Annotated in this window: 26 protein-coding genes and 1 pseudogene; 7 read left to right on the top strand and 20 right to left on the bottom strand. The window is 68.6% G+C overall.

Annotation, left to right across the window (positions count from 1 at the left end):
- Window positions 1–221: 221 nt before the first annotated feature.
- From AC23D6_RS07655 to AC23D6_RS07635, 5 genes are all read left to right on the top strand, one after another.
- Complete coding sequence (locus AC23D6_RS07655) at window positions 222–740, top strand: RNA polymerase sigma factor (RefSeq protein ID WP_487752590.1); 519 nt, start codon at window positions 222–224, stop codon at window positions 738–740.
- The gene (locus AC23D6_RS07650; protein WP_487752169.1) at window positions 737–1,852 is read left to right on the top strand and encodes a hypothetical protein; all 1,116 of its coding nucleotides are present in this window, start codon (window positions 737–739) and stop codon (window positions 1,850–1,852) included. The genes AC23D6_RS07655 and AC23D6_RS07650 overlap by 4 nt, the downstream gene beginning before the upstream one ends.
- A complete protein-coding gene (locus tag AC23D6_RS07645) occupies window positions 1,849–2,439 on the top strand; it encodes an IMPACT family protein (protein WP_487752168.1) in 591 nt (196 codons plus the stop codon). The genes AC23D6_RS07650 and AC23D6_RS07645 overlap by 4 nt, the downstream gene beginning before the upstream one ends.
- 85 nt (window positions 2,440–2,524) lie before the next feature.
- Complete coding sequence (locus AC23D6_RS07640) at window positions 2,525–4,300, top strand: ABC transporter transmembrane domain-containing protein (protein WP_487752167.1); 1,776 nt, start codon at window positions 2,525–2,527, stop codon at window positions 4,298–4,300.
- A gap of 70 nt (window positions 4,301–4,370) precedes the next feature.
- Window positions 4,371–4,751 carry a hypothetical protein gene (locus AC23D6_RS07635; RefSeq protein WP_487752166.1) on the top strand — a complete coding sequence of 127 codons (381 nt, stop codon included), beginning with the start codon at window positions 4,371–4,373 and terminating at the stop codon, window positions 4,749–4,751.
- A 4-nt stretch (window positions 4,752–4,755) separates the two neighbouring features.
- Here AC23D6_RS07635 and AC23D6_RS07630 read toward each other — a convergent pair.
- Window positions 4,756–5,643 (bottom strand): annotated as a pseudogene (locus AC23D6_RS07630) (fatty acid desaturase family protein); the annotation flags it as partial.
- Between the two features lie 269 nt (window positions 5,644–5,912).
- On the bottom strand, window positions 5,913–7,016 hold the full coding sequence (locus AC23D6_RS07625; RefSeq protein ID WP_487752165.1) for a ferredoxin reductase: 1,104 nt from the start codon (window positions 7,014–7,016) through the stop codon (window positions 5,913–5,915).
- A 105-nt stretch (window positions 7,017–7,121) separates the two neighbouring features.
- Here AC23D6_RS07625 and fabR point away from each other — a divergent pair, with 105 nt between their 5' ends.
- Window positions 7,122–7,775, top strand: coding sequence for an HTH-type transcriptional repressor FabR (gene fabR, locus AC23D6_RS07620; protein ID WP_487752589.1), 654 nt, complete (start codon window positions 7,122–7,124; stop codon window positions 7,773–7,775).
- A gap of 7 nt (window positions 7,776–7,782) precedes the next feature.
- Here the strand turns inward: fabR and AC23D6_RS07615 are convergent, their stop codons facing one another.
- The 11 genes from AC23D6_RS07615 to rlmD all read right to left on the bottom strand — a co-directional run bounded on the left by AC23D6_RS07615 (window position 7,783) and on the right by rlmD (window position 17,766).
- Entirely contained in the window at window positions 7,783–8,298 is a 516-nt protein-coding gene (locus AC23D6_RS07615; RefSeq protein ID WP_487752164.1) for a L,D-transpeptidase family protein, read from the bottom strand.
- Window positions 8,295–9,923: an acyl-CoA dehydrogenase family protein gene (locus AC23D6_RS07610; RefSeq protein WP_487752163.1), complete on the bottom strand. Its 1,629-nt coding sequence runs from the start codon at window positions 9,921–9,923 to the stop codon at window positions 8,295–8,297. The genes AC23D6_RS07615 and AC23D6_RS07610 overlap by 4 nt, the downstream gene beginning before the upstream one ends.
- Before the next feature lie 162 nt (window positions 9,924–10,085).
- Entirely contained in the window at window positions 10,086–11,321 is a 1,236-nt protein-coding gene (locus AC23D6_RS07605) for an FAD-dependent oxidoreductase (RefSeq protein WP_487752162.1), read from the bottom strand.
- A 96-nt stretch (window positions 11,322–11,417) separates the two neighbouring features.
- Entirely contained in the window at window positions 11,418–11,624 is a 207-nt protein-coding gene (locus AC23D6_RS07600) for a cold-shock protein (RefSeq protein WP_487752161.1), read from the bottom strand.
- A gap of 90 nt (window positions 11,625–11,714) precedes the next feature.
- A complete protein-coding gene (locus tag AC23D6_RS07595; protein WP_487752160.1) occupies window positions 11,715–12,461 on the bottom strand; it encodes an S-methyl-5'-thioinosine phosphorylase in 747 nt (248 codons plus the stop codon).
- Between the two features lie 3 nt (window positions 12,462–12,464).
- The gene (locus AC23D6_RS07590; protein WP_487752159.1) at window positions 12,465–13,034 is read right to left on the bottom strand and encodes a hypoxanthine-guanine phosphoribosyltransferase; all 570 of its coding nucleotides are present in this window, start codon (window positions 13,032–13,034) and stop codon (window positions 12,465–12,467) included.
- Window positions 13,034–14,041, bottom strand: a complete 1,008-nt coding sequence (nagZ, locus tag AC23D6_RS07585; RefSeq protein ID WP_487752158.1) for a beta-N-acetylhexosaminidase — start codon at window positions 14,039–14,041, stop codon at window positions 13,034–13,036. The genes AC23D6_RS07590 and nagZ overlap by 1 nt, the downstream gene beginning before the upstream one ends.
- 111 nt (window positions 14,042–14,152) lie before the next feature.
- The gene (locus tag AC23D6_RS07580) at window positions 14,153–15,715 is read right to left on the bottom strand and encodes a cryptochrome/photolyase family protein (RefSeq protein WP_487752157.1); all 1,563 of its coding nucleotides are present in this window, start codon (window positions 15,713–15,715) and stop codon (window positions 14,153–14,155) included.
- A complete protein-coding gene (locus AC23D6_RS07575) occupies window positions 15,712–15,855 on the bottom strand; it encodes a DUF2256 domain-containing protein (RefSeq protein WP_487752156.1) in 144 nt (47 codons plus the stop codon). Before AC23D6_RS07575 ends, AC23D6_RS07580 begins: the two co-directional genes overlap by 4 nt.
- A gap of 73 nt (window positions 15,856–15,928) precedes the next feature.
- Window positions 15,929–16,423 (bottom strand): CYTH domain-containing protein, encoded by a 495-nt coding sequence (locus AC23D6_RS07570; protein WP_487752155.1) that lies wholly within the window; start codon window positions 16,421–16,423, stop codon window positions 15,929–15,931.
- Window positions 16,423–17,766, bottom strand: coding sequence for a 23S rRNA (uracil(1939)-C(5))-methyltransferase RlmD (gene rlmD / locus AC23D6_RS07565; RefSeq protein WP_487752154.1), 1,344 nt, complete (start codon window positions 17,764–17,766; stop codon window positions 16,423–16,425). Before rlmD ends, AC23D6_RS07570 begins: the two co-directional genes overlap by 1 nt.
- A 99-nt stretch (window positions 17,767–17,865) precedes the next feature.
- On the opposite strand from rlmD, the gene AC23D6_RS07560 reads away from it, so the two are divergent.
- On the top strand, window positions 17,866–18,558 hold the full coding sequence (locus tag AC23D6_RS07560) for a response regulator (RefSeq protein WP_487752153.1): 693 nt from the start codon (window positions 17,866–17,868) through the stop codon (window positions 18,556–18,558).
- Here AC23D6_RS07560 and recO read toward each other — a convergent pair.
- The 7 genes from recO to AC23D6_RS07525 all read right to left on the bottom strand — a co-directional run bounded on the left by recO (window position 18,555) and on the right by AC23D6_RS07525 (window position 25,696).
- On the bottom strand, window positions 18,555–19,301 hold the full coding sequence (gene recO / locus AC23D6_RS07555) for a DNA repair protein RecO (protein ID WP_487752152.1): 747 nt from the start codon (window positions 19,299–19,301) through the stop codon (window positions 18,555–18,557). The two genes, AC23D6_RS07560 and recO, sit on opposite strands and share 4 nt — an antisense overlap.
- A gap of 7 nt (window positions 19,302–19,308) precedes the next feature.
- Entirely contained in the window at window positions 19,309–20,214 is a 906-nt protein-coding gene (gene era / locus AC23D6_RS07550) for a GTPase Era (RefSeq protein ID WP_487752588.1), read from the bottom strand.
- A 43-nt stretch (window positions 20,215–20,257) separates the two neighbouring features.
- Window positions 20,258–20,920: a ribonuclease III gene (gene rnc, locus AC23D6_RS07545; protein WP_487752151.1), complete on the bottom strand. Its 663-nt coding sequence runs from the start codon at window positions 20,918–20,920 to the stop codon at window positions 20,258–20,260.
- Between the two features lie 4 nt (window positions 20,921–20,924).
- On the bottom strand, window positions 20,925–21,302 hold the full coding sequence (locus AC23D6_RS07540; RefSeq protein WP_487752150.1) for a DUF4845 domain-containing protein: 378 nt from the start codon (window positions 21,300–21,302) through the stop codon (window positions 20,925–20,927).
- Between the two features lie 37 nt (window positions 21,303–21,339).
- On the bottom strand, window positions 21,340–22,140 hold the full coding sequence (gene lepB, locus AC23D6_RS07535; protein WP_487752149.1) for a signal peptidase I: 801 nt from the start codon (window positions 22,138–22,140) through the stop codon (window positions 21,340–21,342).
- 108 nt (window positions 22,141–22,248) lie between these two features.
- A complete protein-coding gene (gene lepA / locus AC23D6_RS07530; protein WP_487752148.1) occupies window positions 22,249–24,057 on the bottom strand; it encodes a translation elongation factor 4 in 1,809 nt (602 codons plus the stop codon).
- A 136-nt stretch (window positions 24,058–24,193) separates the two neighbouring features.
- Complete coding sequence (locus AC23D6_RS07525) at window positions 24,194–25,696, bottom strand: DegQ family serine endoprotease (RefSeq protein WP_487752147.1); 1,503 nt, start codon at window positions 25,694–25,696, stop codon at window positions 24,194–24,196.
- Between the last annotated feature and the right edge of the window lie 69 nt (window positions 25,697–25,765).

Here is a 25,765-nt window from a genome sequence, read left to right as displayed (position 1 = left end):
CGGAAACCGCCGCCCAACCCCATCCTCGGCCGCGAGGCGTTCTTTTCCCTGTGTGCCCGCCTATCGTCCCTGCCATGTCGTCCCGCGCAGCCGAGCGAATCCGCGCGACCGGATGGCTGAACCAGACCGCCTCGCACCCCTGCGGCGGCTTCACGCCCGTGCACGGACCGCTTACGCTGGTGGCGGTGAACGACCTTGCCGAACCTGCCGATGAGACCCTGATGCTGGCCTACGCGGCCGGTGACGCATCGGCCTTCGAGCAGCTCTATGCACGCCATCGCGGCCCGCTCTATCGCTTCCTGCTGCGCCACCTGCGCGACGCGTCGATGGCGGACGAGTTCTTCCAGGACACCTGGCAGCGGGTGATCGCCGCGCGCCAAGGCTGGAAACCGGAAGCTGCGTTCGGGACCTGGCTGTACCGGATCGCGCACAATCGATTGAACGACCACTGGCGCGCCCTGAAGCACCGGCCGGCGGCGCCCGAGGACGCCGAGGCCCGCACGGAACGCGTGCCCGACCCGGATACGCCCGAGCGTCAGCTGTCGGAATTCGAGCAGCGCCGGCGCTTGCAGGTGGCCATGGACGCATTGCCGCCCGAGCAGCGCGAGGTGCTGCTGCTGCGGCTGGAGCAGGAACTGACCCTGGAGGAAATCGGCGAGATCACCGGCGTGGGCCGGGAAACCGTGAAATCGCGGTTGCGGTATGCGATGGACCGGTTGCGGACGAGATTGAACGAATGAAGACGCCCCACGAACCCCTGTCGCCCGAAGAGCGCGCCCTCGCGCAGGCCCTGTCCAAGCTGGGCCCCCACGGCGGACCGTCGCCCGGCCTGGATGCCCGCATCCTCGGCGCCGCGCGTGCCGCCGTGCAGGAGGCGCCCGCCGCGCACGGCGCGACGGTGCCGCCGACGCGCCGGCGCTGGCCGCTGGGCATGGGTGTCGCTGCTTCGGTGCTGTTGGCCGCCGGGATCGCCTGGCAACTGCGACCCACCCAGCAGGTGCCGGTCGCCAGCGAAGTGCCGGCGCTGGCCACGCCCGAGACTGCTGTCATGTCCGCGCCCGCAGAACAGGCCGCCGATGCGGCGGCCGCTCCGGAGCTGGACGCGGCGGCGGCAGCGCCCGCCGTCGAGCCCTACGACCCCTCGCCGTCCGTCCGACAGCTCGCCCCACCCACCATTGAGGCCCCGCCGGCGTCGCCCGCATCCGCGAGCCCGGCCCGCCGGAATGCCGAGGCCGCCGCGCGCCAGGAAGCGCCGCCCAAGCGCGGGCCGCTGTCGATGATTCCCGCTGTCCCGGGCTTGCCCGCACCCGCCGAGCCGACGCTGGCGCGCAAGGCGACGGCGCCGCAGGCCTTTCCTGAGGCCGTCGAGGACCGCGCTGTTGTGGAGGAAGGCGTCCTGCAACAGCAGGCCCGCCAACGCGCCCTGGCCGAACAGCAACGCGAGCAACAGCAGCGCAGTGAAAGCGAACGACGCGCAAGCGAGGCCAAGGCCGCCGCCGACACCTCGGGCACCCTCGACTCCATCATGGTCACCGGATCCCGCATCTCCCGGCAGGACGGCTTCAGCAGCACGCCTGCCGCGGCGCCACCGCCCCCGCCTCCGCCGGCTCCGGCCGTGAGTGGCGGCGCCCCGGCACCCAGCGTCGCGCGCAACACCCTGCGCCGCACCGAACTGCAGGTGCCGGTGGACGAAGATACCCGGCTGGCACCGGACGAATGGCTGGACCGCATCCGCCTGCGCCGCGACCTGGGCGACAGCGCCAATGCCCTGCGGAGCCTGCAGCTGTTCGTGCAGGAGCATCCCTTCCAGCGCGTACCGGACGACCTGCGGCCGCTGTTGGGCACCCCGTGACCGACACGCTCGCGGCGCGGGCCTCCCATCTGCTGGAGGTGAAACACAGCCGTTTCCGCGCCCTGGCCGCCCCGGTCGCCAGACCGGACGACGCGCTGGCCTTCCCGCGCGAGGTCGCCACGCCCAATGCCACGCACAACTGCTGGGCGTACCGGATCGGTGGCGAATACCGGTCCAGCGACGATGGCGAGCCGGCCGGCACCGCGGGCCGCCCGATCCTGGCCGCCATCGACGGCCAAGGCTACGACCGGGTGATGGTGGTGGTGACCCGCTGGTACGGAGGCATCAAGTTGGGGGCTGGCGGCTTGGTCCGCGCCTACGGTGGTGCCGCGGCGGAGTGCCTACGGCAGGCAGAGCGCTTGCCGGTGGTGGCGATGGCGACACTTGAGGTCGCCTGCCCGTTCGACGATCTCGGCAGCGTGCATGCGGCACTGGTTGCCCATCATGCGGTGAAACGCGAGGAATCGTTCGACGAATCCGGCGCCCGGCTGGTGCTCGAACTGCCCGCCGACCGCGTGGATGCCTTGAAAACCCTGCTGCGCGACGCCACCCGTAATCGGGTGCGCGTGATGCCGACCATGGCCTGACGGTGCGCGAGGCGCATGCGGGAGGCGTTGCGACCGTCAACGGACGTGCAGCGCCTCCCACAGCCGCCTTGATCCGACCTTCCCGATGAACGACAGCGCCGCCGACACCTCCGCCACCTCGAAACAAAAGGCCAAGCTCGGCACGCTGCGCGCGCTGTGGCCGTTCGTGCGCCAGCACGGCGGCCTGTTTGCCGCCTGGTTGTGCGCACTGGGCCTGGCCTCGGCAGCGACACTGAGTTTCCCGGTGGCGTTCAAGCAGATGATCGATGGCGGCTTCCACAGCGGCGGCAACATCGACCGGGTGTTCCTGGGCGTCTTCATTGTCGTGCTCGTCCTCGCCGTGGCGAGCGCAGCGCGTTTCTACTTCGTCTCCCTGCTGGGCGAACGGGTCGTGGCCGACCTGCGTCGGCAGTTGTACGGACACCTGGTCGGCCTGGACGCGGAATTCCACGACCGCACCCGCAGCGGCGAACTGGTGTCGCGGCTTTCCGCCGACAGCGAACTGCTGCGCAGCGTCGTCGGCAGCAGCATGTCAGTGGCCCTGCGCAGCAGCATCACCGTCATCGGCAGCGTCGTGATGCTGTTCGTCACCAGCCCCAAGCTGGCGGCCTATGCTCTGGTCGGCATTCCGCTCGCGGTCCTGCCGATCGTGCTCGGCGCACGCCGTCTGGAGAAGGCCTCGCGCGCCAGCCAGGACCGCGTGGCCGACGCCAACACGCTCGCCAGTGAGACTTTGGGCGCGGTGCGCACCGTGCAGGCGCATGCGCGCGAGGGCTACGAGCTCAAGCGTTTCAGCGATGCCGTCGCGGTCGCCGTGGAGACCGCCCGCAAGCGCATCCGCGCACAGTCGCTGGTCACGGCCACGGTCATCACCCTGGTGTTCGGCGCGGTCGTGCTGGTGCTGTGGTCCGGCGCGCACGACGTGATCGCCGGGCGCATGACGACCGGCGAACTCGGTCAGTTCGTGTTCTACGCGCTGATCGGCGGCGGCTCGGTGGGCGCGCTGGCGGAAGTCTGGAACGAACTGCAGCGCGCGGCCGGCGGCATGGGCCGCATCGCCGAATTGCTCAATGAGTCTCCGGCCATCCATGCGCCCGCCACGCCGCGCGCCCTGCCCTCACCGGTGAAGGGTGAGATCCGCTTCGACGACGTCTCCTTTCACTACCCTTCGCGCCCCGACCTCCCTGCGCTGGACGAATTCAGCCTGACCATCCATCCGGGCGAGACCGTCGCCCTGGTCGGCCCGTCCGGCGCCGGCAAGAGCACGGTGTTCTCGATGCTGCTGCGCTTCCATGACGCGCAGACCGGCAGCGTGCGCATGGACGGCGTGGACCTGCGCGAGCTCGACCCGGCCGACCTGCGTGAACAGATCGCGCTGGTGCCGCAGCAGCCGACGATCTTCGCGGCCAGCGCGGCGGAGAACATCCGCTATGGCAAGCTGGACGCCACCGATGCCGAACTGCAGGCCGCGGCCGAAGCCGCCGAAGCGGACGACTTCATCCGCGAACTGCCGGAAGGGTTCGACAGCCCGCTCGGCGAACGCGGCGCGCGCCTGTCCGGCGGCCAGCAACAGCGCATCGCCATCGCCCGCGCCCTGTTGAAGAATGCGCCGGTGCTGCTGCTGGACGAAGCCACCAGCGCGCTCGACGCGCAAAGCGAACGCGCGGTGCAGCACGCGCTGGAGCGCCTGATGGACGGCCGCACCACGCTGGTGATCGCCCATCGCCTGGCCACCGTGCTGAAGGCAGACCGCATCGTCGTGATGGACCGCGGCCGCATCGTCGCGCAAGGCACCCATGCCGAGCTACTGGCGCAAGGCGGCCTGTACGCCGAACTCGCGCGTCTGCAATTCCTCGACTGAGGCCATCGCGGCACGACATCCTGCCGCGCGTGGTCTAGGATGCCGGCGTCGCCTCCGGGAGCCCCGCCCGATGTCCGAATCGTTGCCGCCGCTGCTGCGTGGCCTGGGCACGCTGCTGATCCTGCTGACCAGCGCGCTGGTCGTCACCGTGGAGCGCCGCGACAACGCGCACCGGGCGGAACAGATCCATCTTGCGCGGCTCGCATCGAAGGCAGAAGCGTCTTTGCCCGAGCCCCCCGGCGACGCGAACGCGCTCGCCACCGAAGTTCGGCTGCTGCGCCTGCAGTTGCAGGACAACGACCTGGCCGATGATGTCTTCGAGAACCCGTGGTTCCAATGGCTGGGCCTGCTGGGCACCGGCCTGATCGCGTCGTCGTTCTTCGCCGAATGGCGGCTCAAGCGCCGCATCGCGCGCGCGGCGCGGGCGACCGCGCCGCCGGAGGCGTCCTAGACGCTCAGGCGACGGCGTCGGCCGTCGCCAGTGCCGGCATGCGGCGCGGACGGCTGGGGAAGGCGTGGCGCAGGATCCGCCAACACACCTGGCCGAACTGGGTCAGCAGCGTGCCGGTGTTGTAATGCTGGCCGTAGCGCGCGCAGATGGCGCGCACTTCCTTGGCCATCTCCGCATAGCGATTGGCCGGGATGTCGGGGAAGAAGTGGTGTTCGATCTGGTGGCTCAGGTTGCCCGACATGACGTTCATCAGGAAGCCGCCGCGCAGGTTCGATGAACCACGCAGCTGGCGCAGGTACCAGTGGCCGCGCGATTCGTTCTTGATGCATTCCTTCGGGAACGTCTCCGCATGGGCGGTGAAGTGGCCGCAGAAGATGATCACGTAGGTCCATACGTTGCGCAGGCCGTTGGCGACCATGTTGCCGAACAGCACCGGCAGGAAGAACGGACCGGCCAGGGCCGGATAGATCACGTAGTCCTTGGCCAGCTGCTTGCCCATCTTGCGGACCACCGGCGCAGACTTGCGGCGCAGCTGCGCATTGCTCATCTTGCCGCTCCACCAGCGGCCCAGCTTCAGGTCCTGGATGGCGATGCCCCACTGGAACAGCAGCGCGAACACCACGGCGACGAACGGCTGCACCAGGTAGAACGGACGCCATTTCTGCTCGGGGAAGATGCGCAGCAGGCCATAGCCGATGTCATCGTCCAGCCCACGCACGTTGGTGTAGGTGTGGTGGCGGAAGTTGTGGGTGTGGCGCCAGTTCTCCGAGGTGGCCACGATGTCCCAGTCGTAGGTCTTGCCGTTGAGCTGCGCATCGCCCATCCAGTCGTACTGCCCGTGGATGACGTTGTGGCCCAGTTCCATGTTGTCCAGGATCTTGCCCAGGCCCAGCGAGAATGCGCCCAGCGCCCACAGCACCCAGAACAGCCAGCCGACGGCGCTGTCGGCCAGCCACAGTCCACCGGCGATGGCAGCGGCGAACAGCAGTACACGGCCGATGAGGTTGCTGAAACGCACCGCCTTCACCACGTTCCGGATGTAACGCGCATCGCGCGCGCCCAGCGTGGCGATCGTGCGTGCGCGCAGCGCATCGAGCTCTTCGCCGAAGCGGTCCAGTTCTTCGACCGATAGCTTGCGATTGCGGGAGGGGGAAGTGGCCATCAGAGATCCAGCTCGAGATCGGTGGCGGCGCTGTGGATGCACAGCTTCAACGCCTGGGTGGGTTCATGGGACAGATCGCCGCTGGGCAGGTGGCGCACGCTGCCGGCGGACTTGCCGCAGGCGCAGGTGTTGCAGATGCCCATGCGGCAGCCCGATGGCGGTTTCAGGCCGTGCTGCTCCAGCGCGACCAGCAGGGATTCGCCGCGCGCCACGCGCAGCGTGCGCCCGCTGCGTTGCAGACGGATGTCGACCTCGCCCTCGTCCACCACGGTGACAGGGGGCGGCGTGAAGGCTTCGGCCTGGAACGAAGCTGACTGTGTTGCGAGCAGCCCGCGCGCCGTTTCGACGAAGCCGCCTGGGCCGCAGGCCAGCACCGTTGAGGTCGCCACATCGCCGGCATGGGCGGCCAGCAAGGCGTCACCGATGCGGCCTTCGGCTTCGTCGGCGGCCGCGGCGGCCTCGCGCGTCAGCAGCAGGCGGAAACGGAAGCGCGGCTGGGTGGCGGCGAGCGCGCGCAGTTCCGGCAGGAAGCAGGCCTCCTCCCGCGTGCGGACCCAATACAGCAGCGTAGCGTCGGCCGGCATGCCCTGCGAGGCCAGCTCACGCACCAGCGCGATCATCGGCGTGATGCCGCTGCCTGCCGCCAGCAACAGGTAAGCGCCTTGCGGCTGCGTCGGCAGCGTCATGTCGCCGAAGGCCTGGCCGAGTTCGACGACGTCGCCGATGCGGGCGTCGTGGCAGAGATGCCGGCTGACCTTGCCACCCTCAATCGCCTTCACGGTGATAGGCAACAAGCCGTCCGCGCGCGGCGGCGCGGTCAGGCTGTAGCTGCGCGTCACGCGCACCCCGCCGATCTCCACGCCCACGTTCACGTGCTGGCCGGCGCGATGGCCGGCCCAGTGGCGGTTGGGCTTTAAGAGGAGGGTGACGGCATCGGCCGAGGCGGCTTCGCGCGAGACCAGGCGCGCCAGCGGCCGCTCCCAGGTCCAGGTGCGGTGGACGCGCGTGGCCCAGAAATCGAAGACATCCGGCTTCACGAGCGGCCGAATGAGGCGTTTCAGGGCACCGGGCCGGCGGGGGGACGGGCGGAACTGGGCGTTCATGGCCCCACTATACCCACCGGGAGACGATTGTGTATACAGTTGTACATTAATTTACCCGGCTATGATGCCCCTACCACCCCGTATGCCCGGCCCGCCCGAGTGACCCTGCACCCGCACCCGCTGACCCACGATGACCACGGCCCCGGCCGGAAGGCCACGATTTCACGCGAGGATCTGCTGGCGGCCGCGCTGAAACTGGTGGGCCCGCACCGCAGCGTCTCCACGCTCAGCCTGCGCGAGGTGGCCCGTGAAGCCGGCATCGCGCCGAACAGTTTCTACCGCCAGTTCCGCGACATGGACGAATTGGCCGTGGCGCTGATCGACCTCGCCGGCCGCTCGCTGCGCAAGATCATCGGCGAGGCGCGCCACCGCGCCGCCAGCACCGACCGCAGCGTCGTGCGGGGCTCGGTGGAGGCGTTCATCGAGCAGCTGCGGGCGGACGACAAACTGCTGCACGTGCTGCTGCGCGAGGGCAACGTCGGCTCGGACGCATTCAAGCACGCGGTGGAGCGCGAGCTGCAGTTCTTCGAGGAGGAACTGCATGTGGACCTGGTCCGCCTGGCCGCCCGCGACAATGCGCCGCTGCACGAGCCGGCCCTGGTGTCCCGCGCGATCACCCGTCTGGTGTTCGCAATGGGGGCGACGGCCATGGACCTGCCGCCCGAACGCGACGGCGAGCTCATCGACGAACTCTCCGAGATGGTGCGCCTGATCCTGACCGGCTCGCGCGCCCTCGCCTCGCGCTCGGCGCCGCGCTGACGCGGCGTCAGGGGTCGATGCGGATCGGCGTTCCCACCGGAACGCGCTGCCAGATCGCTTCCATCTCCGCATCGGTGACCGCGATGCAGCCTTCGGTCCAGTCCGTGCGCGAACCCGCTGGCGTCGCCCCGTGGATCATGATGTCGCCGCCCGGGTCCACGCCGCGCGACACGGCCTGGCGACGGTCGGCGTCACTCGGATAGGAAATGCGCAGCGACAGGTGGAAGCGGCTGCGGTCGTTTCGGTAAGTGATGCGGTAATCGCCTTCCGGCGTGCGCTGGTCGCCCTGCTGCCGCTTGTGGCCCACCGGTGCACCGCCCAGCACGATGGGGTACGTGGCGATGACGCGCCCGCCGCGCAGCAGGTCCATGCGCCGCTGCGCCTTGTAGACGCGGATGGCATCGGCCTGCTGCGCCGCAGGCAGCAACGCGGGCGCGGGATGGCCCTCGTCGTGCGCCTGCACCGGCCGCAGCCCGCAGGCCACCAAAAGAGCGGTCAGTCCGCTTGCGAGGCGACGGCTCACGCGGGCAGCGCCCGTTCGAGTACCTCCGCCACCGCGGCCTCCGGCGGCAACGTCCCGAACACCTGTCCCCGTTCGCCGCCCAGGCGACTGCGGACGAACAAGGCCGCGATGGGACTGTCCGCGCGCATCAACACCGCGGCCTGCAGCGCCAACGCCAGGCGTTCGACCAGCAGGCGCGCGCCCGCTTCGTTCGCATGCGCGAGCTGTGCCGGCAGCTTGGCCACGAAACCATCGAAGACCGCGTCGCGGCCCGCGGCAACCTGCAGCTCCGCCTCCAGCACGCGTATGGCCTCCGGTTCGCGCGCCAGCGCACGCAGTACATCCAGGCATTGCACGTTGCCGCTGCCTTCCCAGATGGAGTTCAACGGCGCTTGCCGGTAGAGGCGCGGCAGGATCGATTCCTCGACATAGCCCGCGCCGCCCAGGCATTCCTGCGCCTCGTTGACGAACGTCGGCGCGCGCTTGCAGATCCAGAACTTGCCCGCCGCGGTGGCGATACGCGCGAACGCCGCTTCGCCCGCATCGCGGGGGGCGGCATCGACCGCACGCGCGACCCGAAGCGCGAATGCCGTGGCCGCCTCCGATTCCAACGCCAGGTCAGCGAGCACGTGCTGCATCAGGGCATGCTCCACCAGTCGCTTCCCGAATGCCCGACGGTGCCGCGCATGATGCAGGGCCTGCGCCAGCGCCATTCGCATCTCGGCCGCCGAGCCCAACATGCAATCCAGGCGCGTGAGCATGACCATCTCGATGATCGTCGCCACGCCGCGCCCCTCATCGCCCACGCGCCACGCGTGCGCGCCGGTGAACTCGACCTCGCTGGACGCGTTCGACCAGTCGCCCAGCTTGTCCTTCAGGCGCATCAGCCGGAACGCATTTTTCGTTCCGTCCTCCCGACGGCGCGGCATCAGCAGGCAGGTGAGCCCGCCCGGGGCTTGGGCCAGCACCAGGAAGCCGTCGCACATCGGCGCGGAGAAAAACCATTTGTGGCCGACCAGGCTGTAGCTACCGTCGGCCTGTGGCGTGGCGACGGTGGCGTTCGCGCGCACGTCCGAGCCACCCTGCTTCTCCGTCATCCCCATGCCCAGGCTGATGCCGGCCTTGTCCGCGATGGGCACGTCGCGCGGATCGTAGTGGGGGGCTGCAGCTTTCGCGGCCCATGCCTGCAGCGCGGGGACACGTTGCAGCACGGGCACTGCCGCATGCGTCATCGTCAGCGGGCAACTGGTGCCGGCATCGGCCTGGTGGTGCAGGTAGCTGAGCGCGGCGCGCGCAACGTGCGCGCCAGGCGCCGGTTCGTGCCATGACAGTCCCGCGACGCCGTGGGCCTTCGCGAGCTCCATCAGGCGGTGATAGGCCGGATGGAACTCGACCACATCGATGCGGTGCCCATGGCGATCATGTGTGCGCAGCCGCGGACGGTCGCGGTTGGCGTCGAAACCGAGGCGGTACAGCTCGTCGCCGGCCAGGGAACCGTAGGCTGCCAGACGCGCGGCGAACGCGCCGCCTCCCTCGCGCTGCAAGGCCTCGCGCAGCGCGACATCGTCCGCCCACAGGTTGCGCGGCTCGAATGGCGGCGGCTGATTGTCCACGCGATGCGTTTCGAACGGAGGCAGGTCGTCCATTGTCGGCTCCTGGTGCATGTCGCGATTCTCGCGCAATCGCGCGCACTGCGCTGGCTTAAGCAGGGACCGAGCCGGCCGGTCTGCCATCCGATCGAGGTGATCGGCACGTACGCAAAAGCGCCTGATCGCCGCTGATGCGCACCGGATTCGCGTTCGATGCGCCTAGGGGGCTGGAGGCAGGTCGTCGAGCGCGCGAAGGAACGCGGCCTGCAGCTTCAGTCGGCCGAAGAATCCGTGCTGGGTGCCGCTCAGCACCCGCAGCATGTGGCCGTGCCCACCGGGCAGGCGGCCGGCGGGCAGGAAGGCGACATCGCGCGCATGCGCGATCCAGTCGTGGTCCGACTGGAAGATCGGCGTCAGCCAGCGGCTCCAGAACTGGTAGACGCCCACGTGCGCCTGGCGTACGCGCTGGTAGGCCGCCAATGCCGACCCGATCTCCTCGTGTGCGCGCAGCTGATCGCGCAAGGCCGTCGCGTCCATCAGTGCCATGTTCACGCCCTGCCCCAGCTGCGGGCTCATGCCGTGCGCGGCATCACCCAGCACCACGAGGCGATCGCGGTACCACTGCCTCAAGGTGACGTCCCGATAGCTCGCTCGCGCCAACTGGCCGGACTCCACCGTGTCGGCCAGGCACGCATCCGCTTCGGGCCACAGGCGAGCCACCTCGTCGCGCCATGCCGGCAGGCCACGCGTGCGCCATGGGTCGAACTCGGCGACCGGCAGGCTCCAGAAGAAACTCAGCCGCGGCACCGGATCGCCCGGGCGCGTGCCCACCGGCAGCAGGCCGATCATCTTGCGCGCGGCCACGTAGCGCTGGCGCAACTCGTCGGGCCACGGCCAGGCGTGCTGCGGCACCAGACGCCACAGCGCGCCCCAGGGATAGTCCGCTTGGCGCTTCACCGCACCGGTCCCGGCGCGCAGGCGCGACGCCGAACCGTCGGCCGCCACCACCAGGTCGAAAGGGCCATGCCACTGGCCATGCTGGTCGTGAACGCGGCGCGTGTCCTCGCTGATCCCGACGATGGCATGGCCGCGGTGCAACACACCTTGCCCACGCCAGGCCTCATGCAGCAGCGTGAACAACGCGCCGCGCTGCATGCCGAGGCCGAACAGGCGCGCATCCAGCCCCCGATAACGCATGTCCATCACCGCACGCCCGCACGGCGTTTCGCCGTACAGCCGGTTGACGCGGCGGCCGTGCGCCATCGCATCCGCGAACAGGCCCATCTCCCACAGCACCTGCAAGCCGGTCGGTTGCAGCAGGAATCCCGCGCCTACCGGCCCGGGTTCCGGCGCGCGTTCGAAGACCTCGACGCGATGCCCATCGCGCGCGAGCAGCAGCGCGGCCGCTTGGCCGGCGGTGCCGTAGCCGACGATCGCGATATGCAAGGGCTTCATGCGGGGGCGGTCATCGCGCCGGGCGTGGAGTGGCGCAGGAATCGCGCCCGTAAAAAACCCCGCCGGAGCGGGGTTCAAGAAAAGAGAAGTGCGGGCTCAGGCAGCGGGCGCGACGTTGCCGGCCTGTGCGCCCTTCGGACCCTGGGTCACTTCATAGGTGACGCGCTGGCCTTCCTGCAGGCTGCGGAAGCCCTTGGCATTGATGGCGGTGTGATGCACGAAGACATCGGCGCTGCCATCTTCTGGCGCGATGAATCCGAAGCCCTTGGCATCGTTGAACCATTTCACGGTACCGTACGGCATAGCGCTTGCGTTTCCTTTTCTGGATGCGGGTGGTGTGTGTGACAGAGCGTCACACGCGCCGAGTATGCAAAGCCCGGCGCAAGTTGACAATCACCCGCGTGCCAGCGCCCCGATCAGGGCCGGGATGCCCGCCGAGGCCGCGGCGACATTCGCCAGCACCTCGTCCATCGTGATTTCCTCATCGGTCCCGCACCCCGCCGCCCAGTTGGCGACGATGGCCAGGCACGCGTATTCCAGGCCCATTTCGCGTGCGAGACCCGCTTCCGGCATGCCGGTCATGCCAACCAGATCGCAGCCGTCGCGGCGCATGCGGCGGATCTCCGCACGGGTCTCCAGGCGCGGCCCCTGCGTGGCGCCGTAGCAGCCTCCATCGACCAGCGCCACGCCCGTCGTGCGGGCGGCCGCGAGGATCTGCTGGCGAAGTAAATGCGTGTATGGATCGCCGAAGTCGACATGCAGCACGTCGGTGCCCGGCTCTTCGCAGATCGTCGAGACGCGGCCCCAGGTGTAGTCGATCAGTTGGTCCGGACATGCCAGCACACGCGGACCGCAAGCATCGGTGATGCCGCCCACCGTGTTCAACGCGAGCACCCGGGTGGCGCCTAAGTCCTTCAGCGCCTGCAGGTTGGCACGGTAGTTGATCTTGTGCGGCGGCACCGAATGACCCTCGCCATGGCGCGCGAGGAAGGCCACCCGCTGCCCGCCCAGCAGGCCGACACGGACCGGTCCCGACGGTGCGCCGAAGCGGGTATCGACGTCATGGGCCTGCACGTCCTGCAGATCTGCCAGCTTGTAGACGCCGGTACCGCCGATGACGGCGAGCGCGATGTCGCCCATGGCTCAGTCCTTCAACGCGTAGATGCCCGGCAGGTTGCGGCCCTGCTCGTGATAGTCCATGCCGAAGCCGAACACGTAACGGTCGGCGACTTCCAGGCCCACGTAGTCGGCGCAGATGCCCGCCACGCAGCGGTCGTGCTGCTTGGTGGCCAGCGCGGCGATGCGCACATCGGTGGCGCCCTGCTCCAGGCACCACTGCTTCACGGCGAGCAGCGTATGCCCCTCGTCGAGGATGTCGTCCACCAGCAACACGCGACGGCCGTACAGGGCGGTGGCGGGCCGGTGCTTCCATACCAGTTCGCCCCCGGTAGTCTCGCCGCGGTAACGGGTCGCGTGCAGGTAGTCGAACTCCAGGTCCAGGCCCAGCGCACCCAGCGCCAGCGACAGCTGGCCGGCGAACGGCAGCGCGCCATGCATGATGGTCAGGTAGACCGGCACCTCGCCGGCGTAGTCGCGCGCGATCGGCGCGGCCATCTCCGCGATGGCACGGTCGATCGTCGCGCGGTCGACCAGCAGGTCGGCGTTGGCCAGCGCATCGGCCAGCTTCGGCCTCGGATTGCCCAGCGATTCCATCAAGCCACTCCTTTCAAACTCTCGACCACGCGTGACTGCGTTTCGCCGTAGCGCACGTCCGCGATCAACCCATCCCATCCCAGGGCGCCACGACCCAGCACGCCGAGCACGGCGGCGGTGTTCAGCGCGCGGCCTTCCACCGCCTTCAGCGATTCGTCCACCAGCTTCGGCGAGCAGACCAGCACCACGTCGCAGCCCGCGTCGAGGTGATCGTGGATGCGCTGCTTCACGCCACCGGCCGAGAACGCCGCGGCCATGCCGATGTCGTCCGAGAACACCACGCCGCGGAAACCCATCTCGTCGCGCAGCACCTTCTGGATCCAGAACGGCGAATAGCCGGCCGGTTCCGGGGCGACCGCCGGATACTTCACGTGGCCCATCATCACCGCGTCGGCCTTGGCTTCGATGCCGGCGACGAACGGGACGAGATCCTCGGCGCGCAGCACGTCCAGCGGTCGCGGATCGACGGCATCGTCGAAGTGCGTGTCTTCCAGCACCGTGCCATGGCCCGGGAAGTGCTTCAGCGTGGCGGCCATGCCGGCGCTGTGCATGCCCCGCACGTAAGCGCGGGTGAATTCGGCCACGACTTGCGGATCCGCGTCGAACGCCCGGTTGCCGATGGCGCGGTTGCCGCGCGCCAGGTCCACGACCGGGGCGAAGCTCAGATCCACACCGCTGGCGATGATCTCGCTGGCCATCAACCAGGCGTGTTGTTCCGCACGCTGCAGGGCCAGCGACGGGTCCTGCGCATACAGCTTACCGAAGCCTTCCAGCGCGGGCAGGTCGCTGTAGCCCTCGCGGAAGCGCTGCACACGCCCGCCTTCCTGGTCCACGCAGACCAGCTGCGGGCGCGGCGCGGCGGCGCGGATGGCCTGCGAGAGTTCGGCGATCTGTGCGCGCGAGGCGAAATTGCGGGTGAACAGGATGACGCCGGCCACGGCGTCGTGCTGCAGCCAGTCGCGCTCCTGCGCGGTGAGTTCGGTGCCGGCGATGCCGATGACGAGCATTGCGGGGGAAGCCTCGTGACGGCGCCCTCGGGGCGCGGAGCCCGCATTGTCGCAGAAGCCTGCGCGCCCGTCAGATCGCGGCCATTCACGTGGCGGGCGGGACGCGCGGCCTCACAGGGTCTCCAGCGCAGCCCGCACACGGCGGGCGTGCGCGGACAGTGCTTCGCGCGTGCTCGCGTCCATCCGCGCAAGCTGGCGGTAAGGCAGCGCGAGGCGCGGATTGCACGAGAGCGCGTCGTGATGCCGGTCCAGGAAATCCCAGTACAGGGCATTGAACGGACATGCGCGCGCGCCCGTACGCTGGCGGCGGTCGTAGGGACAGCCGGCGCAGTAATCGCTCATGCGGTGGATGTAAGCGCTGCCGCTGACGTAGGGCTTGCTGGCCAACAGGCCGCCATCGCCGAACTGGCTCATGCCCAACGTGTTCGGCAGTTCGACCCACTCGAACGCATCGATGTACACCCCCAGGTACCAGCGATGCAGCGCCTGCGGATCCAGACCCGCCAGCAGCGAAAAATTGCCGATCACCATCAACCGCTGGATGTGGTGCGCATGCGCCTGGGACAACGACTGGCCGATCGCTTCGGCCATGCAGCGCATGCGCACGCGGCCGGTCCAGAACCAGTCGGGCAGCGGCGTGTCGTGCCCAAAATGATTCTGCTCGGCGTAGTCCGGCATCTTCGCCCAGTACACCCCGCGGACGTACTCTCGCCATCCAAGGATCTGGCGGATGAACCCCTCCACTGCCGCCAGCGGCGCACGTCCCTCGCGCCAGGCCGCCTCCGCGCGTGCGATCACCTCCGCCGGGCGCAGCATCTTGGCGTTGAGCGCGAAGGAGAGCAACGAGTGGAACATCCGTGGCGCCAGCGTGCTCATCGCGTCCTGGTACTGTCCGAACCAGGGCAATGCCTGCTCCATGAACGCCTCCAGATCGGCCAGCGCCTCATCGCGATCCAGGGGCCAGCGCAAGGCATCAGCCTGTGGATCGCCGAAGCTGGCGATGCCGGCCGCCTCGATCGTCTCCCACAGCGCGCGGTGGTCGTGCGCTTGCCGCCAGTCCGCCGGCGCAGGCGGCGTGCCGGGCCAGGCGGCGCGATTGTCATGGTCGAAGTTCCAGCGTCCGCCTGCCGGGGTCCCGTCGGGCTCCAGCAACACGCCGTGCCGACGGCGCATCTGGCGGTAGAAGGTTTCCATGCGCCACTGCCGGCGCGTGCCGAACAAACGGGCCGCCTCTTCGCGCGCCGCGAGGAAATGCGTATCGGCCGCGCGTTCCACCGTGATCGGCAAGGTCGCCGCCCAGTGCCGCAACTGTGTATCCAGCCGCCACTCGTCGGCAGGCTGGTAGGCGAACGCCGACGCACCATGCAGGGCCAGTACGGCATCGAGGTTGGCCGTGAGGCGCTGCCGGTTGCTGGGGTCATCGATGGCGATGTAACGCACCCGGTGTCCGCGCGCACGCAGGCGGGCGGCAAAGGCGCGCATGGCGGCGAAGATCGCCAGGATCTTCTGCGCGTGGTGCAGTACGTAGTCGGTCTCCTGTCGTACTTCCATCAGGACGTAAAGGACACCGGCGTCCACGCGCGCGAACCACGGATGCTGCGGGTCCAGTTGGTCACCCAGGATGAGGCGCACCGTGTGCGCGGGCCGTGCCCCCGGCCGGGCGGACGAGGTCATGTGCGGCGGCCGCGCTGGCGCCGGCAGCGTTCCGAGCAATGGGCCACCTCGTCCCAGACATCGCGCCATTTGCGGCGCCAGGCGAAGGGACGTCCGCACGTACGACAGGGCTTGCTGGGCAGGTCGGACTTGCGGCGCATGGCGGGACGAGGAAGAAAACGTCCCCTCTCCTACGCACCACCCGGCTGGGCGGATGCGCGCATGCGGCGTCGGTCAGCCAGCGGCCCACCGCACGTACGGGTGGCTGGCCAATGCGAGGTTGTAGTAGCGGGGCTCGTAGGTCACTTCGCTCCCGATCCAGTCGGGCCGCTCGAAGGCCTCATCGGCGTGCCCCAGTTCGATCTCGGCTACCACCAGTCCGGCGTTGTCGCCCAGGAACTCGTCGACTTCCCACAGATGGCCCGCGTGCTCCACGTAATGGCGCCGCTTTTCGATCACGCCGCCCACGCACAGTGCCAGCAACGCACGCGCATCGTCGACGGGGATCGGATAGTCGAACTCCTGCCGCGTGTGGCCCAGCTCGCGCGATTTCAGGTTCAGGAAGGCTGTCTCGCCCTGGATCCGCACGCGCACCGAGGCCTTCTGTTCGCCACGGTCCATCGCGCCCACGTCGTTGATGTAGCCCTGCGCCATCGGCACGATCTCGCGCGCGGCCGCACGCCAGCCGTCGCCCGCCACCAGGAATTTCCGCTCGATCTCGACGCCCATCAGCGCTTCTCGAACAACGCGATGGATTCCACGTGCGCCGTATGCGGGAACATGTCCATGGCCCCCGCCGACACCAACGTATATCCCTGCTCATTGACCAGGTAACCGGCATCGCGCGCCAGCGAACCCGGGTGGCAGCTGACGTAGACGATGCGGCCGAACTGCTTGAGCGGCAGCTGCTGCAGCACCTCGATCGCACCGGAGCGCGGCGGGTCCAGCAACAGCTTGTCGAATCCCTGCCGCATCCACGGCGCATTGCGCTGGTCCTGGGTCAGGTCGGCCGCATGGAACTGCGCGTTGGGCAACGTGTTGCGCTCGGCGTTCTCGCGGGCGCGGGCCACCAGCCCGGCATCGCCCTCGACGCCCACCACCTCGCGCACCAGGCGCGCCATGGGTAGGGTGAAGTTGCCCAGGCCGCAGAACAGGTCGAGCACGCGGTCGTTCGGGTGCAGGTCGAGCAGGTGGAAGGTGTGGGCGATCATCTTCTCGTTGAGCGCCGCGTTGACCTGGATGAAGTCCAGCGGACGGAACGCGAGCGAGACCTCCCACAGCGCGAGCCGGAACGCCAGCTGCGGCGCTTCAGGCCACAGCGGATGCACGCTCTCCACGCCACCGGGCTGCAGGAAGATCGCGAACCGGTGCGCCTGACCGAAGGCGACCAGGCGCGCACGGTCGGCATCGCCCAGCGGCTGCAGGTGGCGGAACACCAGCGCGACACCGTCGAAGTCGGCCTCGGCATCGCCGGCGATGAACTCGATCTGCGGGATGTGCTCGCGCGCCTCCATCCCTTCGACGAGCTGCGCGAAGGCCGTCACCTTCCCACCGATCTCGGGAATGACGGTGTGGCATTCGGCCAGGTCGGCGACGAAGCGCGGATCCTGCTCGCGGAAGCCGACCAGCGTCTTGTCCTTCTTGTTGACGCGACGCACCGAGAAGCGACCCTTGCGGCGGTAGCCCCAGTTGGCGCCGGTCAATGAGGGCAGCACGGTGCCGGGCGTGACATGGCCGATGCGTTCCAGGTTCTCCAGCAGCACGCGCTGCTTGGCTTCGATCTGGCGGTCTTCGTCCAGGTGCTGCAGCACGCAGCCGCCGCAGGTACCGAAATGCGGGCAGCGGGGCGCCACACGGTCCGGTGAAGCCTCCAGCACCTCCAGCGTCTTCGCCTCGTCGAAATGGCGGTTCTTGGCGGTCTGTTCGGCCATCACCCGCTCGCCCGGCAACGCGCCGGCGACGAAAACGGCCTTGCCGTCGCGGCGGGCGACGCCGCGCCCGTCATGGGTCAGGTCGGTGATCTGGGCTTCAAAGGGAGTCTTGTCGATGCGGGGGGAGCGTGAACGTGCCACGTGGCGTCAGGCTGCGTGTGTCGGCGGGGCCGCATTGTCGCATGGCCGACGGCGTGCCCTGCCGGCGCTAAGATGACCACACCCCTGCAGGAAGCCCCCATGTCCGCCTCTTCCGGCACCCCTCCCCGCCTGCTGCTGGTGGAAGACGACCCCATCAGCGCCCAGTTCATGCGCGCCGCGCTGGCAGCGCTGCCCGCCGCCGTCGAACTGGCGACCGACGGCGCCCAGGCCCTGGCCGCGGGCGGCGCGTTCGACCTGTGGCTGATCGACGCCAACCTGCCCGATGCCAGCGGCAGCGTCCTGCTCCAGCACCTGCGCGCGCGTCACGCGCATACGCCTGCCCTCGCCCACACGGCGGACGCGACGCCCGGACTGCGCACGGCATTGCGGGAGGCCGGTTTCCTGGAGGTGCTGGTCAAGCCGATGGGTGTGCAGTCACTGCAGGACGCCGTGCGTGCGGCGCTTGGCGCGCGCGCGCCGACGGACCAGGACTGGGACGATGCCGCCGCGCTCGCCGCACTGGGCGGTCACCGCGAGCACGCGATGCTCCTGCGCCAGTTGTTCCTCACGGAATTGCCGGCGACACGCACCGCCTGTCTTGCCAGCTTCGAACATGGCGACGAAGCCGCGCTGCGCGGCCATCTCCATCGCCTGCAGGCGAGTTGCGGCTTCGCCGGCGCGCGTGCGCTGGCCGGCATCGCAGCCCGCTGGCACGCATCGCCGGGCGATGCCGAGGTGCGCGATGCCTTCGCAACCGCCACGGACCGCCTGCTGGCGAGCCGGCAGGATTAGTCCGCGCGCGGCGCCGGCGTGCGGCGCAGCTTTCCCAGGTCGCCGATCATTTCCCACGACTTGAGGCCGCGCGGCCCCAGGTGGTGCGCCAGCACGCCACGCAGCGGCAGGCGCAAGCTGGCGAGATCGTCGGCCGGTGGTGGCGTATCGCCTGCGAGCGCCAGCAACGCACGACCGGTCGCGGCGCGACTGCGCTCTTCGTGGCCGCGGTCGCTGAACATCCTGCGCGGACCCTGCTCGGGATCGAGCCGGTAACGCGCGGCGGGATCGATCGGCTCGCCATCGGCATCTGCGTCGAGCGCGAAGCCCACGCCGAGCGCCTCCAGCAGGTCGCGTTCGAAGCGGCGCAGCGTCCACGCCAGCCCGTCGCGCTGGCGCAGGCCCTCGCGCGCGTCCGCATAGGCTTCGAACAGGGCCGGTAGCGGGTCGTGGCGCGGCGCCAGCCGCAACACCAGTTCGTTGAGGTAGAACGCCGCCAGCATCCCGTCGCCGGCCGGCTGCGGCGCGGCGTCCAGCGCCTCGGCCGCCACCAGCCGTCCCAGTTCGCCGCGCAGGTCGACGTCCAACCGGATGCATTGCAGGGGCTGCAGCGCCGCGCGCAACACATGTTTCTTCGGCCCCTGCACGCCGCGGGCGACCAAACCGATGCGGCCCTGCTCGCTGCCGAGTACCTCGACCAGCAGGCTGGTCTCGCGCCAGGGACGCGCGTGCAGGACGAAGGCGGTCTCGCCGGTGATGCGCATCAGCGCGTCATTCGTAACCGAATGCCTTGAGCGCGGTTTCGTCGTCGGACCACCCTTCGCGCACGCGCACCCAGGTTTCCAGGAAGACCTTGCGGCCGAACAGATGCTCCATCTGCTGGCGCGACTTGCTGCCGATCTCCTTCAGCCGGGCACCGCCCTTGCCGATGACGATGGCCTTCTGGCTTTCGCGTTCCACCCAGATCACCGCGCCGATCCGCGCAAGCTCGCCCTTCGGCGAATCCTCGGTGGTGAAACGTTCGATCTCCACCGTGGTGGCATACGGCAGTTCCGCCCCCAACTGCCGCATCAGTTGCTCGCGCACCAGTTCGGCGGCGAGGAAGCGTTCGCTGCGGTCGGTGATCTCGTCCTCGCCGAACATCGGCGGCTGTTCCGGCAGCAATGCCAGCACGTCCTTGACCAGCGCCTCCAGGCCATTGCGCTTCAGCGCGGACACCGGATGCACCGCCGCGAATTCACGGCCCTGCCCTACCTCTGCGAGGAACGGCAGCATCGCCGCCTTCTCCTTGATGCGGTCGACCTTGTTGACCACCAGCACGACCGGGATGCCGGCGTCGCGCAGGACGTTGTAGGCCAGCGTGTCCTCCTCGTCCCAGCGACCGGCCTCCACGACCATCAGGGCCGCATCGACCTCCTCCAGCGCACCGCGCGCGGCGCGGTTCATCACCCGGCTCATCGCCGAGGCCGAGAACTTGCCCTGCTGCTTGTGCAGGCCCGGCGTATCCACCAGCACGATCTGCCCCGCAGGCCGCTCCTTCGTTGCCGTGAACGTGGCGATGCCGAGCAGGCGATGCCGTGTGGTCTGCGGCCGGTTGGACGTGATGCTGACCTTGGCGCCCACCAGGGCGTTGGTCAGGGTGGACTTGCCGACGTTGGGACGGCCGATGACCGCCACGCTGCCGCTGCGGTAGGGAGAGGAATCGCTCACCGGGGGGTACTCACTTCGAAATATCGAGCTTGTCGAGCAGGGCCGCTGCGGCCACCTGTTCCGCATTGCGGCGCGAGGTGCCCTCGCCTTCCGCCGTCAGCGGCGGATCCAACGTGGTGCAGCGCGCGAGAAAGACCTTGGCGTGGTCGTCGCCGCTTTCGGAGACCAGATCATAGACCGGGAGCGGACGCTGGCGGCCCTGCAGCCATTCCTGAAGGCGCGTCTTGGCGTCCTTCTCCGGTCGGCCGACCGGCAGGGCGGCCAGCGAGGCTTCGAACCAGGGCAGCACCACGCGGCGGCAGCCCTCGAAGCCGGCGTCCAGGTAGACCGCGGCAACCACGGCTTCGAGCGCGTCGGCCAGGATGGAATCGCGGCGATGGCCCCCGGACTTCATTTCGCCCGGCCCCATGGTCAGGCGCTCACCCAGTTGCAGTTCGCGCGCGATGACGGCCAGCGCGGCCTCGCGCACCAGTTCGGCACGGGCGCGCGTCAATGCCCCTTCATCGGCCTTGGGCCAGCGCTGGAACAACGCTTCGGCGACCAGCAGGTTGACCACGCTGTCGCCGAGGAACTCCAGCCGCTCGTTGTGAGGCGCGCCGGCGCTGCGATGCGTCAGGGCCTGCGCGAGCAGGCCCTGGTCGGCGAAGGCGTGGCCGATGCGGTCAACCGCCAAACCCTTATTCCGGCGCGCGGCGCGTCAGATCCTGCGACGCATCGAACTTGCCGACGACGTCCAGGTTACCCACCAGCGGGCGTCGGACTTCATAGTTGACGCTCATCTTCCAGCCCCCGTCCATGCGCTCGATCTTGACGTTGGCGGGTTTCACGTTCTCGGAATAGTTGATGTACAGCCGCCGAAAGAACAAATCCTGGATCTTCGCCGGGTCCATGTCGGACACGCCTGCTTCCGAAGAAAGCCCCTTGAGCGCGGACTTGACGGAGTAGTACTCCTGGTACATCGGGAACAACCGCATGGCGATGAAGGCCGCGAAGCCGACCACCACCAGCACCACGATAAAACTCATGAGCGTAATGCCACTTTGATTGCGCTTCATTGCCATCTCCCCAGCACCCCTGTTGCGGTTGGATTGCCTATTCGATGCCGTTGCCGATCCGCGAGGCATCGAAGCCATTCTTGCAGACCCAGCCTTCGCAGTTCAGCCAGATCAGGAAGGCCTTCCCGCGGAGATTCTCCTCCGGCAGGAAATGGTAGTCCCAGAACCGGCCGTCCAGGCTGTTGTCGCGGTTGTCGCCCATCACGAAATAGCGGCCCGGGGGCACGATCCAGTCGCCCTCGCCGCCGCCCGGAGGCGGCACCCCGACACTCTCCAGGATCGTATGCGGACGGCCCGGCAGGTCTTCGCGGAGCAAGGTGGCGCCCGGCGCCTCGGTGTTGCCGCCCGTCCCCTCGTAGGGGCCCAGCGTCTGGTACTTCAGCGGCTGGCCATTCAGATAGACGGTGTCGCCGTGGAAGCCGATCCTGTCGCCGGGCAGGCCGATGACGCGCTTGATCCAGTTGTTTTCCGGGTCGTGCGGCGGCTTGAACACCACCACGTCGCCGCGGGCCGGCTCGCCGAGGGCCAAGAACTTCTGGTTGGTGATCGGCAGGCGGAGGCCGTAAGAGAATTTGTTGACCAGGATGAAGTCGCCGATCAACAGGTTCGGCATCATCGAACTGGAGGGAATCTTGTACGGCTCGGCGATGAAGCTGCGCAGCACCAGCACGACCGCCAGTACCGGGAAGAAGGCCCGCGAGTAATCGACGAGCACGGGCTCTTCGTCCAGCAACCCGCTTTTGGCCTGGCGGCGCTTGGCGAGGAACAGCTTGTCGGCCAACCACACCACGCCGGTCAGCAGGGTGAGCACCACCAGGATCGTTTCAAACCAGACCATCTGTGTTCCTTCGGAACGGGATTCGATATTAGGGAGTCGGGATTCGCGAAGGCGGGGCCGGAGCGGCTGTTCCGAATCCCGTATCCCGACTCCCCATTCCCGGCTTCACTACTTGCTGTCCACCTGCAGCACTGCCAGGAAGGCTTCCTGCGGAATCTCCACGCGGCCCACCTGCTTCATCCGCTTCTTGCCCTCTTTCTGCTTCTCGAGGAGCTTCTTCTTGCGGGTGATGTCGCCACCATAGCACTTGGCCAGCACGTTCTTGCGCATCGCCTTGACCGTGCTGCGGGCGATGATCTGTGAGCCGACTGCGGCCTGGATGGCGACGTCGAACATCTGCCGCGGAATCAACTCCTTCATCTTTTCGCACAGCTCGCGGCCGCGCCGGTCGGCGTGGCTGCGGTGCACGATCAGGCTGAGCGCGTCGACCTTGTCACCGTTGATCAGCGTGTCCAGGCGCACGAACGGGCCGGGCTGGAAGCGCAGGAACGAATAGTCCAGCGAGGCGTAGCCACGGCTGACCGACTTCAGCTTGTCGAAGAAGTCCAGCACCACCTCGGCCATCGGTAGCTCGTAGCTGATCTGCACCTGGCTGGCCAGGTACTGGATGCCGATCTGCACGCCTCGCTTCTCTTCGCACAGCTTGATGATGGCGCCGATGTAGGCCTCGGGGGTGAGGATGTTGGCGCGGATGATGGGTTCGCGCACCTCGTCGATCAGGTTGGATTGCGGCAGTTTGGCCGGGTTGTCCAGCGAAAGCACCGTGCCATCGGTCTTGAGGACTTCATACACGACGGTCGGCGCCGTGGTGATCAGGTCCAGGTCGTATTCGCGCTCCAGGCGCTCCTGCACGATCTCCATGTGGAGCATGCCGAGGAAGCCACAGCGGAAACCGAAGCCCATGGCCTCGGAGCTCTCCGGTTCGAAGCGCAGCGCGGCGTCGTTGAGGCGCAGCTTCTCCAGCGCTTCGCGCAGCGCCGGGTAGTCTTCGGCGTTCACCGGGAACAGGCCGGCGAACACGCGCGGCTGCATCTCCTGGAACCCCGGCAGCGGGCCCGGCGCGGGGTCGCCCGCGAGCGTCAGGGTGTCGCCGACGGGCGCACCGTGGACGTCTTTGATCGAGGCGGTGATCCAGCCCACCTCGCCCGCGCCGAGCTTCTTCAGCTCCTTGCGCTTGGGGGTGAACACGCCGACCTTGTCCACCTCGTGGGTGCGGCCGGTGGACATCACCAGGATCTTGCTCTTCGGGCCGATCTCGCCCTGCATCACGCGCACCAGCGAGACCACGCCCAGATAGTTGTCGAACCACGAGTCGATGATCAGCGCCTGCAGCTTGTCGGTGTCGCGTGGCTGCGGCGGCGGGATGCGCTGGACGATGGCTTCCAGCACCAGGTCCACGTTGAGGCCGGTCTTGGCGCTGACGGCGACGGCGTCGTCGGCGTCGATGCCGATGACGGCTTCGATCTCGGCCTTGGCACGCTCGATGTCGGCGGTCGGCAGATCGATCTTGTTCAGCACCGGCACCACTTCCAGGCCCTGCTCCACCGCGGTGTAGCAGTTGGCGACAGACTGCGCCTCCACGCCCTGGGCGGCGTCCACCACCAGCAGCGCGCCTTCGCAGGCGGCCAGCGAGCGGCTGACTTCGTAGGAGAAATCAACGTGGCCGGGGGTGTCGATGAAGTTGAGCTGGTAGACCTGACCGTCCTTCGCCTTGTACGGCAGGGACACGGACTGGGCCTTGATGGTGATGCCGCGCTCGCGCTCGATAGGATTGGAATCGAGCACCTGCGCTTCCATCTCGCGGGCCTCGAGGCCGCCGCAGAGCTGGATGATGCGGTCGGCCAGGGTCGACTTGCCGTGGTCGACGTGCGCGATGATCGAGAAGTTGCGGATATTCCGCATGGAATCAGAAGACATGGGGGGCGGCGGCCTGTGCCGTCGTCAGGAATAACGGGACATTATCGCACGGACCCGGCCCGAAGCCCGCTAGCCGCCCTGAAAAGGGAACGCCCCGCAGTCGCGGGGCGTTCCGGATTCCGGCAATACAGGCCGATCAGCCCTTTTCCACCGTGACAGCGATGAATCGGGTCACGCCACCCCGGATACGAACCAGCAACATCACCGTGTCGCCGGGCTTGGCGGCGGCGAGTTCGCGATCCAGTGCAGCCGGGCTGTTCACCTTGGCACGCCCCACCTGCAGGACCACGTCGCCCGCATCGAGACCCGCTTCCCGGGTGGCCGCATTGTTGATGCGGGTCACCAGCACGCCGTCATTGCCGTCGATGCCCAGGCGCTTGCGCGCCGTGGCATCCAGCGGCTGGCTGACGATTCCCAGCGGATTGCCGCCCGACGTCGCCGGGGGCGCGTCAGGGGAGGATGCCGGGCCGGCCGAGGCAGTCTGGCCCTCGTCGAGCTCGGTCAAAGTCACCGACACCTCACGCGGCTTGCCGTCGCGAATCAGGGTCACCTTGGCCTTGGAACCCGGCGGCAGCACCCCCACGAGCGGAGGGAGGTCGCTGGACTGGTTGATCGGCGCCCCATTGAACGAGGTGATCACATCACCGATCTCGATACCGGCCTTGCCGGCGGGGCTGCCCGACAGCACCTGGTTGACCAACGCGCCTCGGGCATCAGGGACGTTCAGGCCGCGAGCTTTGGCGGCATCGAGCGGCTCGACGATGACACCCAACTGCCCGCGACTGACCTTGCCGGTGCTCTTCAGCTGCTCCACCGCGCCCATCGCCAGGTCGATCGGGATCGCGAAACTGATGCCCATGTAGCCGCCGGACACCGAGAAGATCTGCGAGTTGATGCCCACCACTTCGCCGCGGGTGTTGAGCAGCGGACCGCCCGAGTTGCCTTGGTTGATCGCCACGTCGGTCTGGATGAAGGGCACGTAGCGCTGCTCCGGCGAGGCGCTGCGGCCCACGGCGCTGACGATGCCGGCGGTCACCGAGTGGTCCAGGCCCAGCGGCGAACCGATCGCCACGACCCACTGGCCGGGCTTCAGCACCGCGGAGTTGCCGATGCGCACCGTCGGCAGGCCCTTGGCCTCCACCTTCAACAGGGCCACGTCGTACTGCTGGTCGCTGCCCACCACCTTCGCGGTCAGCTCGCGGCGGTCCGGCAGGGTGACTTTCACTTCATCGGCGCCGTCCACCACGTGGTGATTGGTTAGCACGTAGCCGTCGGCGGAAATGATGAAGCCCGAACCGATCGACGTGCCGCCGCGGCGTTGCGGCCCCTGGCCGGGACCCGGCATCTGGAATTCCGGCGGCAGCATGCGGCGGAAGATTTCAGGGATATTCCCCTCATCCGCCTGCGCACTGGCGCGCGTCCCGACCTTGGCCTCGACGTTCACCACGCCCGGGCCCACCTGCTCGACCAGCTGAGTAAAGTCGGGCAGGCCCGTCACCAGTTGCGGGGCAGAGGACTGGGCAACGGCCGGTGCGACGGCGGCGGCTGGCGCGGGCGACGCGGCCTGCTGGGCACAGGCGGCCAGCGGCGTCGTCAGCATCAGCAGAGTCAACAGGCCATGACGGGCGTGGGGAGTCATCGAACGCAAGCCTCGATAGGAAAGGGAACAGGGGAAGAAGCGCCGGCAACAACCGGCACCCGGGAAAGA

It is taken from the genome of Pseudoxanthomonas sp. G3 (genome assembly GCF_057654715.1).
Note: the sequence above shows the minus strand (reverse complement) of the source record. Positions and strands in the feature narration are given on the sequence as shown.

Excerpts from the sequence above, each read along its gene's own strand:
- AC23D6_RS07655 (WP_487752590.1), top strand. The coding sequence starts at position 222 with ATGCTGGCCTACGCGGCCGGTGACGCATCGGCCTTCGAGCAGCTCTAT.
- AC23D6_RS07650 (WP_487752169.1), top strand. The coding sequence starts at position 737 with ATGAAGACGCCCCACGAACCCCTGTCGCCCGAAGAGCGCGCCCTCGCG.
- AC23D6_RS07640 (WP_487752167.1), top strand. The coding sequence starts at position 2,525 with ATGAACGACAGCGCCGCCGACACCTCCGCCACCTCGAAACAAAAGGCC.
- AC23D6_RS07635 (WP_487752166.1), top strand. The coding sequence starts at position 4,371 with ATGTCCGAATCGTTGCCGCCGCTGCTGCGTGGCCTGGGCACGCTGCTG.
- AC23D6_RS07625 (WP_487752165.1), bottom strand. The coding sequence starts at position 7,016 with ATGAACGCCCAGTTCCGCCCGTCCCCCCGCCGGCCCGGTGCCCTGAAA.
- AC23D6_RS07610 (WP_487752163.1), bottom strand. The coding sequence starts at position 9,923 with ATGGACGACCTGCCTCCGTTCGAAACGCATCGCGTGGACAATCAGCCG.
- AC23D6_RS07605 (WP_487752162.1), bottom strand. The coding sequence starts at position 11,321 with ATGAAGCCCTTGCATATCGCGATCGTCGGCTACGGCACCGCCGGCCAA.
- AC23D6_RS07600 (WP_487752161.1), bottom strand. The coding sequence starts at position 11,624 with ATGCCGTACGGTACCGTGAAATGGTTCAACGATGCCAAGGGCTTCGGA.
- AC23D6_RS07595 (WP_487752160.1), bottom strand. The coding sequence starts at position 12,461 with ATGGGCGACATCGCGCTCGCCGTCATCGGCGGTACCGGCGTCTACAAG.
- AC23D6_RS07590 (WP_487752159.1), bottom strand. The coding sequence starts at position 13,034 with ATGGAATCGCTGGGCAATCCGAGGCCGAAGCTGGCCGATGCGCTGGCC.
- nagZ (WP_487752158.1), bottom strand. The coding sequence starts at position 14,041 with ATGCTCGTCATCGGCATCGCCGGCACCGAACTCACCGCGCAGGAGCGC.
- AC23D6_RS07580 (WP_487752157.1), bottom strand. The coding sequence starts at position 15,715 with ATGACCTCGTCCGCCCGGCCGGGGGCACGGCCCGCGCACACGGTGCGC.
- AC23D6_RS07575 (WP_487752156.1), bottom strand. The coding sequence starts at position 15,855 with ATGCGCCGCAAGTCCGACCTGCCCAGCAAGCCCTGTCGTACGTGCGGA.
- AC23D6_RS07570 (WP_487752155.1), bottom strand. The coding sequence starts at position 16,423 with ATGGGCGTCGAGATCGAGCGGAAATTCCTGGTGGCGGGCGACGGCTGG.
- AC23D6_RS07560 (WP_487752153.1), top strand. The coding sequence starts at position 17,866 with ATGTCCGCCTCTTCCGGCACCCCTCCCCGCCTGCTGCTGGTGGAAGAC.
- recO (WP_487752152.1), bottom strand. The coding sequence starts at position 19,301 with ATGCGCATCACCGGCGAGACCGCCTTCGTCCTGCACGCGCGTCCCTGG.
- AC23D6_RS07540 (WP_487752150.1), bottom strand. The coding sequence starts at position 21,302 with ATGAAGCGCAATCAAAGTGGCATTACGCTCATGAGTTTTATCGTGGTG.
- lepB (WP_487752149.1), bottom strand. The coding sequence starts at position 22,140 with ATGGTCTGGTTTGAAACGATCCTGGTGGTGCTCACCCTGCTGACCGGC.
- lepA (WP_487752148.1), bottom strand. The coding sequence starts at position 24,057 with ATGTCTTCTGATTCCATGCGGAATATCCGCAACTTCTCGATCATCGCG.
- AC23D6_RS07525 (WP_487752147.1), bottom strand. The coding sequence starts at position 25,696 with ATGACTCCCCACGCCCGTCATGGCCTGTTGACTCTGCTGATGCTGACG.